This window comes from Streptomyces sp. RPA4-2, from assembly GCF_012273515.2.
In the GTDB taxonomy this organism is placed as follows: Bacteria; Actinomycetota; Actinomycetes; order Streptomycetales; family Streptomycetaceae; genus Streptomyces; species Streptomyces kaempferi.
Map to the genome: position 1 here is coordinate 8,437,848 of NZ_CP050975.2, position 16,102 is coordinate 8,453,949.

The window sequence follows — 16,102 nt, forward strand, 5'->3', positions numbered from 1 at the left end:
CGTCATCGCGTGGACACCGGCACCCGTCCTGCACACGTCCGCCCGGCCCAACGGACCAGGACGTGTGATCCGTTGTCTCACCAGGGGGATCGGAGCGTCACCCCCAGGAAGCCGGGATCGTCATGCCCCGGCGACGGGACGAATCCGTCCAGTGCCAGGTCGTCGATCATCCGCGAGCGCGAGGCGGGCCACATCCAGAACGTCTCGGTGTGCTCCCGCAGCAGACCTTCCGCACCCCGGACCCAGTAGTCGACGCGGGTGCGGATGCGGTCACCGGCGGCCGACATCACCATGTCTCCGCCGTACGTGTGCTCGCCGACCCGCTGCTCGGGCAGGACCCGCTCGACGCTCCGGGCAGGAAGCCGGGCAGGCGGCAGCTGCAGGAACAGCGAACCGCCGGGGACGAGGGCCGCGCCGATCGCGGGCCACAGCGCGCGCCGCGCGGCCGGCGGGAGACAGGCAACAGCGTTGTGGCAGACGGCCACGTCCGCGACCGCGCGCAGAGCCGCCTCGTCCAGAGTGTGCGGGTGCACGGTCACCCGCTCCCTCTCCCGCGCGGGCAGGGAGGCGAGGCGGGTCATCAAGGACGTGCGCATGGCCCGGGCCGGCTCGACGGCGTGCACGCCGACCCGGGACTCGGCCAGGCTCATCAGCGTGACCCGTCCGGTACCGGCACCGATGTCCAGCACGCCGAGACGGGCCTTCGCGACTTCCCGGCCGTAGAGGTCACGGACGAGCCTCTCGTCCTCGGCTGCCTGGAGGATGTCGTAGAACTCCGCCGTGACGGCGTAGGAGCCGGGTCGGGTCCGGGCGATCGGTGCTCTCGCTGTGACAGGGCGCATGTCCAGCAAGACAGCACGTGGGCCGCGCCTGTGACAGCGGTGACGACGAGTCAGCAGCTCGCCGGCGCGGGGTGGTGGTGATCGCCGTCATAGGCCGCCCCTGTCACAGGTGGATGGCATGCGCAGTCAGTTCTCTGGTGCCGGCCTCGGAGCCGGACCGGCCACAGCTTGTCGCTTGACCGCGCCGCGACACAGGTCAGTGTCCCCATGACGGTGCGCCGGGCCCGTGTGCCGTGTGCGTCCGGCCCGCGAATCCGGAGTGAAAGCAGAGCACGTCGACATGACCGCGAGCTTCCCACAGGTATGGCTTACCGCGCAGTTCGGCAGTTTCACCGATCTGCCCCGCGATCTGAACCATGCCCGCTGGGGCGGCCGTTCGGTCTTCCCAGCGGATCCGGCGGATGCGGAGTTCTACGTCCCGCCGCTGACCCAGGACATCGACATCATCGGCAAGCCCGTCGCCCGCATGACTCGTCTCCGGGTGGTTCAGGCACTCAGTTCCGGTACCGACGAACTGCGGGCGGAACTGGACCGGATCCCGCGTGACGTGACCTTGTGCAACGCGCGAGGCGTCCCCGCCGGGAGCACGGCGGAGCTGGCCCTGACCCTGATCCTCGCCTCCCTGCGGGGAATACCGGAGTTGCTGCACGACCAGGACCGCGAGGCATGGCGGCCGCGAGTCTTCCCGTCCCTGTACGAGCGGTCTGTGCTCATCGTCGGCTATGGCACCGTCGGGTCCGCTCCGAAGGACGGAGCACTGCTCGTCAACGTGTCCCGGGGGGCCGTCGTCGACACCGGCGCCCTGCTCAAGGAGGCACACGGGGGACGGCTGCGGGCCGCACTCGACGTGACAGACCCCGAGCCGCTCCCGGCGGGACATCCGCTCTGGGGAGCACCCGGCGTGCTGATCACCCCGCATGTCGGCGCGTTCACTCCGTCCTTGTGGCCACGTCTCGAAGAACTTGTCCGACGCCAGTTGACCCGGTTCGCCGCGGGTGAGGAGCTGGACAACGTCGTCGCACGCTGACGGGCGCCATGTGCGGCGTGACCGGGTCCGGCGGCGCCCCTCACGGTGACGTTCGGCCGGCATCACGCCATACCGGTGACACGTCCTCGTGTCACACCGAAGCCGGCTCGCCGGTCATGCCTACGACAGCAGTTCACGAATCCTGCCCGAACAGCACAGCCACGGACGAGTCGGCCGCGCTGTGCTGTATGCGCGTTCCTCCGGCCCGTGCCGAGCGGGGTCCGCAGCGCCGCGGACCACCGGATCGCCACGGACGGCGCCACCACGGGAGACGGCTCGTGTGGCGCACCGGCCGGCGCCGAGCCGCTTCTTCGAGGAAGGCGTCGGTGCCCGGCACGGACAGCCACGCTGCACGGCGATCGGAAGCCCTTGCACGCGCCGGTGCCGAGGCCCCGCGGCAGGGGGACCTCGGCACCGGACGCAGCGAGCTTCGGGTGACGCAGAAACGAAGGGTGAAGAGATGGCCAACGACAGCCGGCCGGCCGAGCCGGGGCAGAGGCGCACCGGGGAGAGGCTGGCCCAATGGTCGGACAGCCGACTGGGCTACCGCCGCCTGGCCCGTTCCGCTCGGCGTCTGGCCTTTCCGGACCACTGGTCGTTCATGCTCGGCGAGATCGCGCTCTACAGCTTCGTCGTCCTCCTGCTCACCGGCGTCTACCTGAGCTGCTACTTCCACCCTTCCTCCGAACTCGTGGCGTACCAGGGCACTTACACCCCGTTGCGGGGACAGCTGATGTCGGAGGCCTTCAACTCGACCCTGCACATCTCCTTCGACGTCCGTGGCGGTCTGCTCATCCGCCAGGCCCACCACTGGGCGGCACTGGTCTTCGTCGCCGCCGTGTTCGTGCACATGCTGCGGGTCTTCTTCACGGGCGCGTTCCGCAAGCCACGGGAGCTGAACTGGATATTCGGGTTCCTGCTACTCCTCCTGGCTATGTTCGCCGGTCTGACCGGCTACGACCTGCCCGACGACCTTCTGTCCGGAACCGGCCTGCAGGTCGTGAACGGCACGATCCTCTCGATGCCGGTCGTCGGGACCTACCTGTCGTTCTTCCTCTTCGGCGGTGAGTTCCCCGGCCACGACCTGACCGCCCGCTTCAACACCATCCACATCCTGGTCATCCCCGCACTGATGATCGCTCTGCTCGCCGGCCACCTGGCCCTGGCCGTACTTCACCGGCACACCCAGCATCCCGGACCGGGCCGTACCAACAGCAACGTCGTCGGCCTCCCGTTCCGGGTGTACGCCGTCAAGGCCGGCGGCTACTTCTTCCTCGTGTCCGGCGTGATCTTCTTCATGGCGGCCGTCGCGCAGATCAACCCCGTGTGGAAATACGGGCCCTTCCGTCCCGACCAGGTGTCCGCCGACTCCCAGCCCGACTGGTACATGGGCGTCGCCGACGGCTTCCTGCGCGTCATGCCCGGCTGGGAAATCAGCTTCTGGGGCCACACCCTGGCCCTGGACAACGTCCTGCCCCTGCTGATCGGCGTGCTGCTCTTCCTGGCCATGGGTGCCTACCCCTTCCTCGAGGCCTGGGTCACGGACGACGACCGCGACCAGCACCTGCTGGACCGCCCCCGCAACCGCCCGGTGCGCACCGCCCTGGGCGTGGCCTGGCTCAGCGTCTACGCGGTGGCCCTCATGGGTGCCGCCAACGACGTGATCGCCACCCGGCTGCACGTCTCTGTCAATGACGTCACCTGGACCGTGCGCATCGGCCTGTTCGTCGTGCCGGTCCTGACCTTCCTCGTCACCAAACGCCTGGCACTGGGCCTGCAGCGGCGAGACCGCGACAACGTGCTGCACGGGCGCGAGAGCGGCGTCATCAAACGTCTTCCGCACGGCGAGTACGTGGAGATCCATGAGCCGCTCAGCCAGGCGCGGCTGCACGCCCTGACCGCCCACGAGCAGTATTCGCCCCTGCGGGCCGCACCCGTGCCGGACGTGGACGGCGCCATGCCCAGCCGAACCCAGCGCCTGCGCGGCAGGCTCAGCCGCGTCCTCTACGGCCCGGGTGCACAGATCCCCAAGCCCACGGCGGCCGAGTACCGGGAGATCAGCGGCCGGCACCGGTCCTGAACGATCCCCCCACCCGGAACCGTCGTCGCGACATGTCACGCCTTCGACGGTTCTCCGGTCATAGGGGTGAAAGGCGACGAAGGAACTGCCAGCAACCAGGCCACGGCGCACGGCAGTTCGCCCTGCGGGACCTCCGTCCCGCCGACCCGAGCGGCCTTCCTCCGCGCAGCGGCGACGTGCCGTCGGCACACCCGCGGCGCACCTCACCTGTGCCCGAGCAGCGGGCCGTGCGGGGTCGCCGGCCATCAGCACACCACCCGTTCCCCCCTTCGGGAGCGGGACGCACCCATCCGTTCCGAAAGGCACTCCACATGAACCGCACCTCCCGCACCAGCCGGGCCCGTGTCTCCCTCACCGTTCTGGCCGGCGCCACCGTCGTCGCAGGCCTGCTCGTCACCACGGTCGCCCCCGCCTCCGCCGCCAAGAACACCACCTCACAGGGGCCCAAGCCCACCGTCGTCCTGGTCCATGGCGCGTTCGCCGACTCCACGAGCTGGAACGGCGTCATGCGAAGGCTCCGGCACGACGGTTATCCGGTGGTCGCCGTCGCCAACCCGCTGCGCTCCCTGAGCGGCGACTCCGCCTACCTCAAGGACGTTCTGGCCGGCATCGAGGGTCCCGTGGTCCTGGCCGGTCACTCCTACGGCGGCTCGGTGATCAGCAATGCCGCCGTCGGCAACAAGAACGTCAAGGCTCTGGTCTACCTTGCCGCCTTCCTCCCCGAGAAGGGCGAGAGCGCGGTCGACCTGTCGGGGAAGTTCCCCGGCAGCACTCTCGGCGAAGCGCTGCGCTCCGTGCCGTTCACGAACGCGGACGGCTCCCAGGGCACCGACCTCTACATCCAGAACGACAAGTTCCGGCACCAGTTCGCGGCGGACGTGCCCCGTGACGAGACCGACCTGATGGCCCTCACTCAGCGACCGGTCACCAACGCTGCCCTGACCGAGGGCGCGGCCGAGCCGGCCTGGAAGACCATCCCCTCCTGGGACCTGATCGCCACGCAGGACCTCAACATCCCGCCGAAGGCCCAGGAGTTCATGGCAGAGCGAGCCGGCGCCCACACCACGGAGGTCCGGTCGTCCCACGCGGTGAGCGTCTCGCACCCCAGGAAGGTCACCGACGTCATCGAGGAAGCCGCCGGCTCGGTGCGCTGACCCATCCGCGCAGCGCCCACGCGCCGACCGAGTCGCTGCTGAGGCCCCCAAGGTGTCCTGCTGCCTGGACGGTGACGGCGGCAGGACACCCGTGGGCGAACACGGCAGGGCGACGTGCCGGCCGGCGAGGAGAACGGCGGCCCTGGTACCGGTCCAGGCCGCTCGTTCTCCGCGGCCACACCCGCTCCGGTGGCACGGTTCGTCGGCGTTGTCACACTCGGCCGGTGCGGCCGGCCAGGTGTTCCCACCCCGCTCCATCGACCGCCGGTCCGCCGCGCAGGTGCTGCACCACGCCCGGCCGGGCAAGGACGAACTCATGCGCCGCGAACCGCGGATCATCCCGATAGGCCCCGACGACCTCCCCGCCACCGTGGCGATGCATCGTCGCTGTTCATCGCAGACCCTGTGGAGCCGCTACCACCGGGCGATGCCCGATCCCCGGACCTACCTGCCCACACTGCTGGGCCGCCCCGGTTCGATCCATCTGGCCGCACGGGACACCACGGGGCGCATCGTCGCCGTGGGTCATCTGATGCCGGACCATTCGGCCGTGGAGGCCGCGCTCCTCGTCGAGGACGCCTGGCAGGGCCGTGGCCTGGGCACCCGCATGCTGCGCCACCTGGGCCACCACGCGCTCATGGGCGGCTGGGCGACGCTCTACGGCCTCGTCCTGTCCGGTGACGAACGCATGGCCGCCGTCCTGGGCCACGCGCCCGTGCCCGTGCACCGCAGGGAGGAGGCCGGCGGCGTCACCGCCTGGATCCACGTCCGTGACCTGGCGGCCGGCTCGCCCACCCGCCGACGGCGAGGCTCCCTCCGCGCCGAGCATCGGTGATCGCGAGCGTTCCCGGGTCCGTCGGTCGCGGTACGGCGTTCGGCGCGGCCACCGGGACCACGGCGCACAGCCGGAGCGGGCCGTCGCCCGCACCGGCACCTCCTCACGTCGCGGCGTCGGGGTACAGGTCGTCCTCGAACGCCGCGGACTCCAGGATCTCCCTGACCGTGGTCGGGTAGCGAGCCGCATCCGCACCGTCCACGAGCCGGTGGTCGTACGACGGCGACAGGTGCACCAGGTCCCGGATGCCGATCAGGTCCTCGCCACCGCTGCGCCACGACTCCGGGCCTTCTGACCGTGGCGCCCACGCCCAGGATCGCGGCCTGGCCCGGTGGCACGATGACGCTGTGGCCCCACGCGAGCCTGTGTCGGAGATCGTGAAGGTCGCGCCGGACACGACGTCGGGGGTGAGGTGGCCACTGCGGGCCCGGTCGGCCAGGTCGTGGACGGCCCGGGCGATCCCGGCGACGGTCAGGTCGCCCGCGGCCTTGACGACCGGGGTCATCAGACCGCTCTCCGTGTCGACCGCGATGCCGACGTTCTCGGTGTCGAAGTAGGTGATGGTCTCTTCGTCCTCGTTGATCCTGGCATTGACGACCGGATGCGCCTTCAGCGCCTGGGCGGCGGCCTTGACGAAGAAGGGCGTCGGGGACAGCTTGACGCCCTCGCGGGTCAGGAAACTGTCCTTCGCCCGCTCTCGCAGCCGCATCAGCCGGGTGACGTCGGCCTCGACCGTGGTGGTCAGTTGCGCCTGCCCCAGCAGGGCCTTCTTCAGGTTCTCCCCGATGGCTCTGCGGATGCGGGCCATCCGGACCGTCCGGCCGCGCTGCGTGAATGCCCCCGCCGTCGGAGTGGTCGGGACAGCGAGCGCGGGTGACACCGGCGCGACTGGCGTCGACATCGGTGTCGACCTAGTCGGTAGAGACCTCCAGCAAAGGCTCGTCGGCCTCGACGCGCTCGCCGACCTGTTTCAGCCAGCGGGTCACGGTGCCCTCGGTGACGGCTCGCCGAGGGCCGGCAGGGTCACGGAAACCGTCATGATGTCGTTCAGCTCCTCACGGCTCGGCAGGGCGCGGGGGACCCGAACCTGTCGTCCACGGCTGGGTCGCACGGGGTCAGTGGCGCCACGTCGCCGCTCACAGGTCGAGGCCGTAGCGCGCGCGGGCCTTCGCGACGGTCGCCCGGGGGACCTGCCCTGCCCGGGCCAGCCGGTCCAGTGCGGTCACCACGATCGACTCGGCGTCCACCCGGAAGTAGCGGCGCGCGTCCTCACGGGTGTCGGACAGACCGAAACCGTCGGTGCCCAGGGAGTAGTAGTCCTGCTCGACCCACTGGCTGATCTGGTCGGGAACCTGCCGCATCCAGTCGCTGACGGCCAGCACCGGCCCCGGCGCACCGGCCAGGGACCGGGTGATGAACGGCGTACGCTCCTCACCGCGCATCCGGGCATCGTCGGCCCGCATCGCGTCCCGGCGCAGTTCCGTCCAGGACGTCACCGACCACACGTCGGCGAGCACGTTCCAGTCGGCGGCGAGAAGTTCCTGTGCGCGCAGCGCCCAGTGAATGGCCGTGCCGGAAGACAGCACCTGGAGCCGGGGTCCGGTCACGGCGGGGTCGGCGGGCCGGAACCGGTAGATGCCCCGGACGATGCCCTCCTCGATGCCGGGGACCGTCGGCATGGCCGGCTGATGCTTCGGCTCGTTGTACACGGTCAGGTAGTAGAAGACGTTCTCGGGCCGCTCGCCATACATCCGGCGCAGACCGTCCCGGACGATCACCGCGATCTCGTAGGCGAAGGCCGGGTCGTAACTGATCGCCGCCGGATTGGTGGCGGCCAGCAGGTGCGAATGCCCGTCCCCGTGCTGCAGACCCTCACCAGTCATGGTCGTGCGCCCCGCGGTGCCGCCGACCACGAAGCCGCGGCCCATCTGGTCGCCGAGCGCCCAGAACTGGTCGCCGGTGCGCTGGAAACCGAACATGGCGTAGAAGATGTAGAAAGGGATCATCGGCTCGCCGTGCGTGGCGTACGAGGTCGCCGCAGCGGCGAACTCGGCCACGGAACCGGCCTCCGTGATGCCCTCGATGAGCAGCTGCCCGGTGGTGCTCTCCTTGTAGTGGAGCAGCTGGTCCGCGTCGACCGGATCGTAGTTCTGGCCGAGCGGCGAGTAGATGCCGACCGTGGGGAACATCGATTCCATGCCGAAGGTACGGGCCTCGTCGGGGATGATCGGCACCCAGCGGGTTCCGCCTCGGGGGTCGCGCATCAGGTCCTTCACCAGCCGGACCAGCGCCATCGTGGTGGCGACCTCCTGGTGGCCGGAGCCCTTCTCCAACGCCTCGAAGGGTGCGCCGGGCGGTTCCGGCAACGGCTTGGCGACCACCCGCCGGACAGGCGCGGGACCGCCCAGGGCGGCCCGGCGCTCGCGCAGGTACCGCACCTCGGGCGAGTTCTCCCCCGGGTGCCAGTACGGGACCTCGTCGCCGGCGAGCGCGCTGTCCGGAATGGGAAGCTTCAGCAGGTCGCGCAGCACCCGGAACTGATCCATCGTGAGCTTCTTCATCTGGTGGTTGGCGTTGCGGGACTCGAACGCCGGGCCCAGGGTGTGCCCCTTGACCGTCTGGGCGAGGATCACCGTCGGCGCGTCCCGGTGGTTCACCGCGGCCCGGTAGGCGGCGTACACCTTCAACGGCTCGTGTCCGCCCCGGGAGTTCTCGAACAGCTCGACCACCTGCGCGTCGCTCAGGGAGGCGGAGAGGGCGGACAGGGCATCACCGGTGAAGAAGTTGTTGCGTATGTAGGCCGCGTCCCGCGCGGCCAGAGTCTGCATCTGCGCGTCGGGCACCTCGCCCAGGCGCCGCACCAGCCGGCCGGTGGTGTCCTGCTCCAGCAGCGGGTCCCAGGCCTCGCCCCACAGGGTCTTGACCACGTTCCAGCCCGCGCCGCGGAACCGTGCCTCCAGCTCCTGGACGATCTTCGAGTTGGACCGTACCGGCCCGTCCAGGCGCTGCAGATTGCAGTTGATGACGAAGGTCAGGTTGTCCAGGCCCTCGCGAGAGGCCAGTGCCAGGGCGGCCATGGACTCCGGCTCGTCCATCTCCCCGTCGCCCAGGAACGCCCACACCCGGGAGGCGGAGGTGTCCTTGATGCCGCGAGCCCGCAGATAGCGGTTGAAGCGGGCCTGGTAGACGGCGCCGAGCGGGCCAAGGCCCATGGACACCGTCGGGAACTCCCACAGCCACGGCAGCCGCCGGGGGTGCGGGTAGGACGGCAGACCGTGACCGCCCGCCTCCCGCCGGAAGGCGTCCAGTTGTTCCGTGCTCAGCCGCCCTTCGAGGAACATCCGGGCATAGATGCCCGGCGAGGCGTGCCCCTGGAGGAACAGCTGGTCGCCCGAGCCGTCACCGTCCTTGCCCCGGAAGAAGTGGTTGAACCCGATCTCGTAGAGCCAAGCCGCCGACGCGTAGGTGGAGATGTGGCCACCCAGCCCCAGTCGCGAACCGCGGGTGACCATCGCCGCGGCGTTCCACCGGTTGAGCGCGGTGATCCTGGACTCCAGCGCCAAGTCGCCGTCGAACACGGGCTGCGCGGCGGCCGGCACGGTGTTGATGTAGTCCGAGGACAACAGCCCCGGCAGGGACGTGCCGGACTTCGCGGCGAACTCGTGCACTCGCCGCATCAGGTACACCGCCCGCTCCGGCCCGGCGTTCCGCACGACGGCGTCGAGGGAGGCCTGCCATTCGGCGGTCTCCTCGCGGTCACGGTCGGGTAGCTGGTCGAGCTCACTGATCAGAGTGGCCTCAGTGGGCCGGGACGGATTACTCATGGCAGCCTTCCTGGCACGGCGTGGGTGTCGGCGGCGTCGGCCGCGGACACGGTGCGTGCAGCGGGGCGACGGGTGGGAAGCACGGGCGGTGACGCGTCGCCGCCGGTGGCCTCAGTGGTTCTGGAGCCACTGGGTGAACCTGTGACGTCACAGATGGGCGTCCGGCCTGGGAAGGAGGGCTCGCTCCCCGAGCACCGCGCCGAAGAACGGGGCACGCGTGTCGGTGATCACCGGGCGGGGCCGGCCCCGGGCGGTCAGCACCTCGGCGGTGGCGTCCCGGAGCCGGAGCTCTGCGGCGGCGAAGGGGTCACCGTCAGCACCGGACGAGGCCTCGACCGGGCGCTGCGCGCCGCCGACGACCGGCACCACCTCCACGCCGTGGTCCCGGAGCCCGGTGACGGTCCTGGAACCGATCAGACCGGTGGCACCTGCGACGACGACTCTCATCTGGATCTCTTCCATTGGGGGGCCGATGACCCCGCTGGGTCTCCGTGGGCGACGGTGGCGGACGTTGGCGTGCCACCGTGCTCGTCACACCTAGACAGGACGGGTCCGTTTCCTGTGACACCGGGCCGGGCGCTCCCGGGTGCCGGACACGGCCGGCCGTCGCCCGTGTCACAGATCCGCCGGACCCCCGGTCAGATGGGTGGAGCGGTCTTCACGACCGGACATGACCACCGTGACGGCGGACGACGGACCGCCCGGACACGGTGGAACCACGGAGGTGCGATTCAGTGTCGGAGAACTCACAGCACGCCCACCACGGCCACGACGGACACGGTCACGGAACCGGCGGCGAGGACGGCCCGAGCTGGACCCGAGCGGCGAAAATGCTTCAGGACGCCGCACCGATCACCATTCCCGAGGGTGCCTCGGCGATGACCATCCACGTCCAGTGGGAGCCCGGTGACCCCGGCACCCCGCCGCACCGCCACTCCGGCCCGGCGTTCGGCTATGTCATCAAGGGCGCCGTGCGCTTCGAACTCGAGGGCGAGCCCGAGCGCGTCGTCGAGGCCGGCGGCACCTTCTGGGAGCCGGGCGGCGACGCCATCCACTACCAGGACGGCAACGCCCTCGCCGACGAGCGGACCGAGTTTGTCGTCACCATGATGTGCGCCCCCGGCAAGCCCATGCTCGAGCTGGTGGACGAGGAGGAGCTGAAGGAGCGCGCCCACCTTCGCGCCCCGCGGCCCACCGCCTGATCCCCGCAGGGCCCACCGCCTGATCCCCCGCAGGGCCGGGCGCCGTCCACCGCCGGTGGACGGCGCCCGGCCCTGTGCCGTCACTCACCGGGCGGGAGCCTGCGCGGGAGGGCGGCGGTGGCAACATGGCGGGGCGGCAGTCCCCGGTGCGGAGACAGGGCCCCGCGCCAGTGACATCCCGGCGACGACCGGTGTCACAGGCGCGGGGCCCCGCCTGTCGGTGGTTCCTATTCCACGAAGTACGAGTCGTGCTTGTCGAAGAACGCGGCACGCTCCTCCTCCGAAGCGTGTGCCAGCTGTGACACCTGCTCGAAGTACTCCTCGCGCGGGGCGCCTGGGGTGAACAGGAGCAGCATGTCGGCCGGGGCGTCGGAGTCGTTCCGGAAGGCGTGCAGCCCGCCCTGGGGCACGTGCAGGAAGTCTCCCTTGCGCGCGTCGACCCACTGCACGCCGTCGAACACGCGCACTGTGCCGTCCAGGATGTAGAACGACTCCGAGATCCGCTTGTGGAAATGGGTCTTGGGGCCGCCCGCCCGGGGCCGCATCTCGACCCGGTACAGCCCGAACTCACCCCGTGTGGTGCCGGTGGTCGCCAGATAGTGGGTGGCGTCTTTCCCGGTGCCGCTCTCGCCGATGGCCGGGGGTGTGGTGGCGGGGCGGAAGACGGCGCTGACCTCACCGTCCTCACCCCAGTACTTCTGCTCCGGGTACGGGTACGACATGTCTGCATCCTTTCCTAGGTCGGCGTGTTGTGGTGCGCCGACGCGGACCGCGGGACAGCGGTCCTCTCAACAACGAGACCGGTGGGCTCCCACCGGTGTGACAGCCGGGGCCCCGGCCGGGTGTCATTCGACGGCTTGGTGACGGCTGAAGCGGGACACCAGGGGCGGCTCCATCAGCCAGCCGTGCGTCCGCCCGTGCGGCGGATGAGCAGCCGCTGCGGTCTGCCGTAGCATGCCGAAGGCGACCGACGCACCGACGGCCAGCAGGCCCGCGCACAGCGGCATGGCCCGGCTGAACGATGCGTCGAAGGCCGCGTCCGACCGGTAGGCGTCCGGTCCCATCCCGACCAGCAGCGGCAGCGCCGCCACGGACACCAGCCCGGCCGCCCGCGCCGCGGCGTTGTTGATGCCGCTGGCCAGCCCGGCGTTCGAGGCGTCCACCGAGGACAGCAGGGTCACGGTCAGCGGAGCGACCATGATGACCATGCCGGCCCCCATCACCAGCTGAGCAGGGAGGACGTCCCGCAGGTAGGAGGCTCCCGGACCAACCCGCAGCATCATGAGCATGCCCGCTCCGCACACCAGCGGCCCGACGGTGAGCGGAGTTCGCGGACCCAGCCGCTGCGCGAGCATCCCGGAGTGGGATGAGAACAGCAGCATCAGCACGGTGTTGGGCAGCATGGCCGCTCCGGCCGCCAGCGCTGAGTATCCGACGACGATCTGCAGTTGCAGAGCGGTCAGGAAGAAGTACCCGCCCGTGCCCGCATAGACGCACAGGGTGATCAGGTTGACGGCGGTGAACTGCCGGGACGAGAAGATCGCCGGCGGCATCATCGGGTTAATGCTGCGCCGCTCCACGCGGAGGAACGCTGCGCCCGCCACGACGCCGCCGGCGGCCGCGGCCATGACCACCGGACCGCCGGCGCGTGCCTCGGTCAGCGCGTACGTGACCAGGGCGAGCGCCAGAGCGCCCAGAACGGCGCCGGGTATGTCGAAGCCGAGTCCCCGTCGGGGCCCCGCGCAGGCCGTGCCGACCGCGTCCTCTGGGGTCGTGCCCACGGACTCCGGGACGTGGCGCAGCGCGACGGGAACGCACACCAGCGCCGGGAGGATGCTCAGCAGGAAGGTCCAACGCCAGCCGGGGCCGTCCACCAGCCACCCGCCGAGGAACGGCCCGAGGGCGGCGCCGATACCGCCGAAGCCCGACCACAGGCCGATCGCGCGAGGCCGGTCGTCCGGGTGGAAGGAGGCCTCGATGATCGCCAGTGAGCCGGGGGTCAGCAGAGCACCGCCGACACCCTGCAGGGCCCGGGCGGCGATCAGTGTGGCGGTGTCCGGGGCCAGGCCACACAGCAGGGAGGACAGCGCGAACCACACGGTGCCCAGGACGAAGACGCGGCGGCGCCCGAAACGGTCGCCCAGGGAGCCGCCCACCAGGATCAGGCCCGCCAGGGTCAGCATGTAGCCGTTCACCGTCCATTGGAGGACGGCGAGGTCGGCGTCGAAGTCGTCGCCGATCTGCGGCAGCGCGACGTTGGTGACGGTCGAGCCGAGCAGCACGACGCTGGATCCCAGGACGGTGGCCAGCAGGGTCCACCGTCCACGGGCACTGGCGAGGCGGAGGGAGGCGGGGCCCTCCGGAGCGGGAGAGAGATTCATGTCGTGTCCTGGCGCCGTCCGGCGAGGCGGTCGTGGCTCGCGTTCTCCTGCCGCAGGACGCGCACGTCGCGTACGGCTGCCGCGAACGCCTCGGGGCGCTCCTGCGGGAGGTTGTGGCCGGCGCCCGCCACCTTGCGGTGGAGCCGGGGGCCGGTGAAGTGACGGGCGGTCGGGGAGCCGTCCGTGGCGGGGAAGTTGCCGTCGACCGTGCCGTCGAGAGTGACGGCGGGAACCGTGATCGCGGGCAGCTCGGCGAGTCGTGCCTCAAGGCCGGCGTATGCCTCGGCGCCCGGCGCGAAACCGAGCCGGTGCCGGTACGAATGGAGCACGATGTCGGTGTAGTCGGGATTGGCGAAGGCCTGCGCGGCCCGCTCTAGATCGTGATCGCTGAACTGCCACTCGGGGGAGTTCCGCCGCCAGATCACCCGCGCGACCCCCTGGGGATCGCCGGCCAGACCGGCCCTGCCCCGCTCGGTGAGGAAGTAGAAGAAGTACCAGAAGCCCGCCTCCAGTTCGGGCGCGAGGGGCTTGGCCGCCGCACCGATGTCCTGGATGAGGTAGCTGTTGACCGAGACCAGGCCGAGGACGCGCTCGGGCCACAGGGCCGCGGCGACGTTGGCGGCTCGCCCGCCCCAGTCATATCCGGCGAGGTAGGCCCGCTCCACGCCCAGGGCGTCCATGAAGGCGACGGTGTCGGCGCCCAGGGCGGCCTGTTGACCCGAGCGCGGAGTCGATCCGGAAAGGAACCTGGTGGGCCCATGGCCGCGCAGACAGGGGACGACGACCCGGAACCCGCTGTCCGCGAGCAGCGGGGCCACGTCCACGTAGCTGTGGATGTCGTAGGGGAAACCGTGCAGGAGCAGCACGGTGTCGTTCTCCGCGGAGCCCGTCTCGTAATAGGCGACTTCCAGTACGTCGGTGCTCACTCGTCGGAGAGGGGCGAGTACGTGGCGTTCTGACATGAGAGTCCTCTGGAATCCGTTGCCCATGGGGCTAGCCACACTTCGCCGGGACGTGGGGTCGCCCGGATGACGACGGCCGTCGTTCCGCGTGCGATGTGGCCGGGCGACGGACGGTCCAGGTCCGGTCGGCCGGACCTGGACCGTCCGGCTCAGCCGAACATGCCCGGCTGGTAGCCGCCGGCGGGCTGCCGGTTGATGACGTTGATGCGGTTGTAGGCGTTGATGACGGCGATCAGGGAGATCAGTGCGGCGAGCTGGTCGTCGTCGTAGTGCTTCGCGGCGTTCGCCCATGCCTCGTCCGACACGCCGTCCGAGCCGTCCGCGATGCGGGTGCCCTGCTCGGCCGGCTCCAGCGCCGCGCGCTCTTCGTCGGTGAAGACCGTGGCCTCGCGCCACACGGCCACCAGGTTCAGACGCTGCTGTTCCTCACCCGCGGCGAGGGCGTCCTTGGTGTGCATGTCGGTGCAGAAACCGCAGCCGTTGATCTGGCTGGCACGGATCTTCACCAGCTCCTGAGTGGTGACCGGAAGGGCCCCGTGCACCGCCGCGCCGGCTGAGTTCAGGTGCTTAATGACCTTGGCGGCAAGGGCGTTGCCGAAGTAGTTGATACGCGCGTCCATGATGGATCTCCTCAGGACGGAACGGTTACAGCCCCCTGACCGGGAGCACCCTGGATCTGTGACATCGTGTGTCGCCGACGCCCCTCCCGTCGGACCGGGCCGCCCTCTGGACCGGCGCGACGCACCGACATGGAACACCGTGTGACGACAACTTGTGGTCACACCTCGCTTTCAGGTGCCGCCCCCGGCACAGTCGATAACATCGAGCGAACGGGTGAGGGCCGTCGGCCCGAGCAACCGCGGTCTCGCCGGGGTCTGCGGACACCGGACACGGCGAGCCCGCCATCAGCGAACTCAAGGTGATCACCATGGCAACCGAAAATGTCTTGCACCCAAGCCTGATCGTCCCGATCGGGCACGTCGAACCCGTTCCCCGCCGCATCCGGGGAATGATCGGCGGACGTGTCGTCTTCGACACCCGCCGCGCGCTGTACGTGTGGGAATGGCAGGCCTATCCCCAGTTCAGCATTCCGGTCGAGGACATGGTGGACGGTGTGCTCCACGACGACAAGCACACGGAGCAACTCGGTGCCGGCCCCGCGCACCGGCACACCCTGCGGGTCGGGCCGGAGGTCCGCGCGGGTTCGGCGTGGGTCTGGGGGGACGGCGCCCCGAGAGCCCTGCACGACACCGTGCGCTTCGACTGGGAGGCGCTGGACTCCTGGTTCGAGGAGGAGGAGCCGGTCTTCGTTCACCCCCGGAGCCCCTACTCCCGCGTGGACGCCCTGCGTTCCGGCAGCAGCGTCCGAGTCGAGCTCGACGGTGTCGTGCTGGCGGAGGCCCCCGATTGCGTGAAGCTGTTCGAGACCGGCCTGCCGACCCGCTACTACCTCGACCGCACGACCGTCGACTGGACCCGGTTGCGGCATTCGGACACGGTGACCCGATGCCCGTACAAGGGGACGACGAGCAGCTACTGGTCGTTCGACAGCGGCACCGCCTCCCACGAGGACATCGCCTGGACGTACGACTTCCCGACCATCCACGCCAACCGCATCGCCGGGCTGACCGCGTTCTACAACGAGCACGTCGATCTGTACGTCGACGGCTTCCTGCTGCCGAAGCCCGCCGACCCCGTCCAGGTGGTCTCTGACTGACGACTCCGGATCGGCGGCTCGGGCCGGCGCGGACTCTGTCTGAGAAGGCCGTGGCCGGTGAGTTATTACCGTGCCGAT

At 70.3% G+C, this 16,102-nt stretch carries 15 protein-coding genes; 6 read left to right on the forward strand and 9 right to left on the reverse strand.

Annotated features, from left to right (window positions below; translation table 11 throughout):
* Positions 1 to 77: 77 nt before the first annotated feature.
* The gene (locus HEP85_RS36895; RefSeq protein ID WP_168531790.1) at positions 78 to 842 is read right to left on the reverse strand and encodes a bifunctional 2-polyprenyl-6-hydroxyphenol methylase/3-demethylubiquinol 3-O-methyltransferase UbiG; all 765 of its coding nucleotides are present in this window, start codon (positions 840 to 842) and stop codon (positions 78 to 80) included.
* Positions 843 to 1,122: 280 nt separating this feature from the next.
* Here HEP85_RS36895 and HEP85_RS36900 point away from each other — a divergent pair, with 280 nt between their 5' ends.
* The 4 genes from HEP85_RS36900 to HEP85_RS36915 all read left to right on the forward strand — a co-directional run bounded on the left by HEP85_RS36900 (position 1,123) and on the right by HEP85_RS36915 (position 5,938).
* Positions 1,123 to 1,869: an NAD(P)-dependent oxidoreductase gene (locus tag HEP85_RS36900; protein WP_168531791.1), complete on the forward strand. Its 747-nt coding sequence runs from the start codon at positions 1,123 to 1,125 to the stop codon at positions 1,867 to 1,869.
* A 460-nt stretch (positions 1,870 to 2,329) separates the two neighbouring features.
* Entirely contained in the window at positions 2,330 to 3,949 is a 1,620-nt protein-coding gene (locus HEP85_RS36905; RefSeq protein ID WP_369658015.1) for a cytochrome bc complex cytochrome b subunit, read from the forward strand.
* A 311-nt stretch (positions 3,950 to 4,260) separates the two neighbouring features.
* Positions 4,261 to 5,103 (forward strand): alpha/beta hydrolase, encoded by an 843-nt coding sequence (locus HEP85_RS36910; protein ID WP_168531792.1) that lies wholly within the window; start codon positions 4,261 to 4,263, stop codon positions 5,101 to 5,103.
* Positions 5,104 to 5,341: 238 nt separating this feature from the next.
* A complete protein-coding gene (locus HEP85_RS36915; RefSeq protein ID WP_248002235.1) occupies positions 5,342 to 5,938 on the forward strand; it encodes a GNAT family N-acetyltransferase in 597 nt (198 codons plus the stop codon).
* 103 nt (positions 5,939 to 6,041) lie between these two features.
* Here HEP85_RS36915 and HEP85_RS36920 read toward each other — a convergent pair whose 3' ends face one another.
* The 4 genes from HEP85_RS36920 to HEP85_RS36935 form a co-directional block, all read right to left on the reverse strand.
* The gene (locus HEP85_RS36920; RefSeq protein WP_248002236.1) at positions 6,042 to 6,839 is read right to left on the reverse strand and encodes a 2-oxo acid dehydrogenase subunit E2; all 798 of its coding nucleotides are present in this window, start codon (positions 6,837 to 6,839) and stop codon (positions 6,042 to 6,044) included.
* Between the two features lie 10 nt (positions 6,840 to 6,849).
* Complete coding sequence (locus HEP85_RS36925) at positions 6,850 to 6,924, reverse strand: biotin/lipoyl-containing protein (RefSeq protein WP_248002554.1); 75 nt, start codon at positions 6,922 to 6,924, stop codon at positions 6,850 to 6,852.
* 150 nt (positions 6,925 to 7,074) lie between these two features.
* Positions 7,075 to 9,762 (reverse strand): pyruvate dehydrogenase (acetyl-transferring), homodimeric type, encoded by a 2,688-nt coding sequence (gene aceE / locus HEP85_RS36930; protein WP_168531793.1) that lies wholly within the window; start codon positions 9,760 to 9,762, stop codon positions 7,075 to 7,077.
* A gap of 147 nt (positions 9,763 to 9,909) precedes the next feature.
* Entirely contained in the window at positions 9,910 to 10,209 is a 300-nt protein-coding gene (locus HEP85_RS36935; RefSeq protein ID WP_168531794.1) for an NAD-dependent epimerase/dehydratase family protein, read from the reverse strand.
* Positions 10,210 to 10,496: 287 nt separating this feature from the next.
* On the opposite strand from HEP85_RS36935, the gene HEP85_RS36940 reads away from it, so the two are divergent.
* Positions 10,497 to 10,964, forward strand: coding sequence for a cupin domain-containing protein (locus tag HEP85_RS36940; protein ID WP_168531795.1), 468 nt, complete (start codon positions 10,497 to 10,499; stop codon positions 10,962 to 10,964).
* Between the two features lie 227 nt (positions 10,965 to 11,191).
* Here the strand turns inward: HEP85_RS36940 and HEP85_RS36945 are convergent, their stop codons facing one another.
* The 4 genes from HEP85_RS36945 to HEP85_RS36960 form a co-directional block, all read right to left on the reverse strand.
* Complete coding sequence (locus HEP85_RS36945; protein WP_059267106.1) at positions 11,192 to 11,686, reverse strand: cupin domain-containing protein; 495 nt, start codon at positions 11,684 to 11,686, stop codon at positions 11,192 to 11,194.
* A 123-nt stretch (positions 11,687 to 11,809) separates the two neighbouring features.
* On the reverse strand, positions 11,810 to 13,345 hold the full coding sequence (locus HEP85_RS36950) for an MFS transporter (RefSeq protein WP_168531796.1): 1,536 nt from the start codon (positions 13,343 to 13,345) through the stop codon (positions 11,810 to 11,812).
* Entirely contained in the window at positions 13,342 to 14,271 is a 930-nt protein-coding gene (locus HEP85_RS36955; protein WP_248002237.1) for an alpha/beta fold hydrolase, read from the reverse strand. The genes HEP85_RS36950 and HEP85_RS36955 overlap by 4 nt, the downstream gene beginning before the upstream one ends.
* 185 nt (positions 14,272 to 14,456) lie before the next feature.
* Positions 14,457 to 14,927: a carboxymuconolactone decarboxylase family protein gene (locus HEP85_RS36960; RefSeq protein WP_168531798.1), complete on the reverse strand. Its 471-nt coding sequence runs from the start codon at positions 14,925 to 14,927 to the stop codon at positions 14,457 to 14,459.
* 308 nt (positions 14,928 to 15,235) lie between these two features.
* Between HEP85_RS36960 and HEP85_RS36965 the strand changes: the two genes are divergently transcribed.
* Positions 15,236 to 16,024 carry a DUF427 domain-containing protein gene (locus HEP85_RS36965; protein WP_168531799.1) on the forward strand — a complete coding sequence of 263 codons (789 nt, stop codon included), beginning with the start codon at positions 15,236 to 15,238 and terminating at the stop codon, positions 16,022 to 16,024.
* The last annotated feature ends 78 nt before the right edge of the window (positions 16,025 to 16,102 follow it).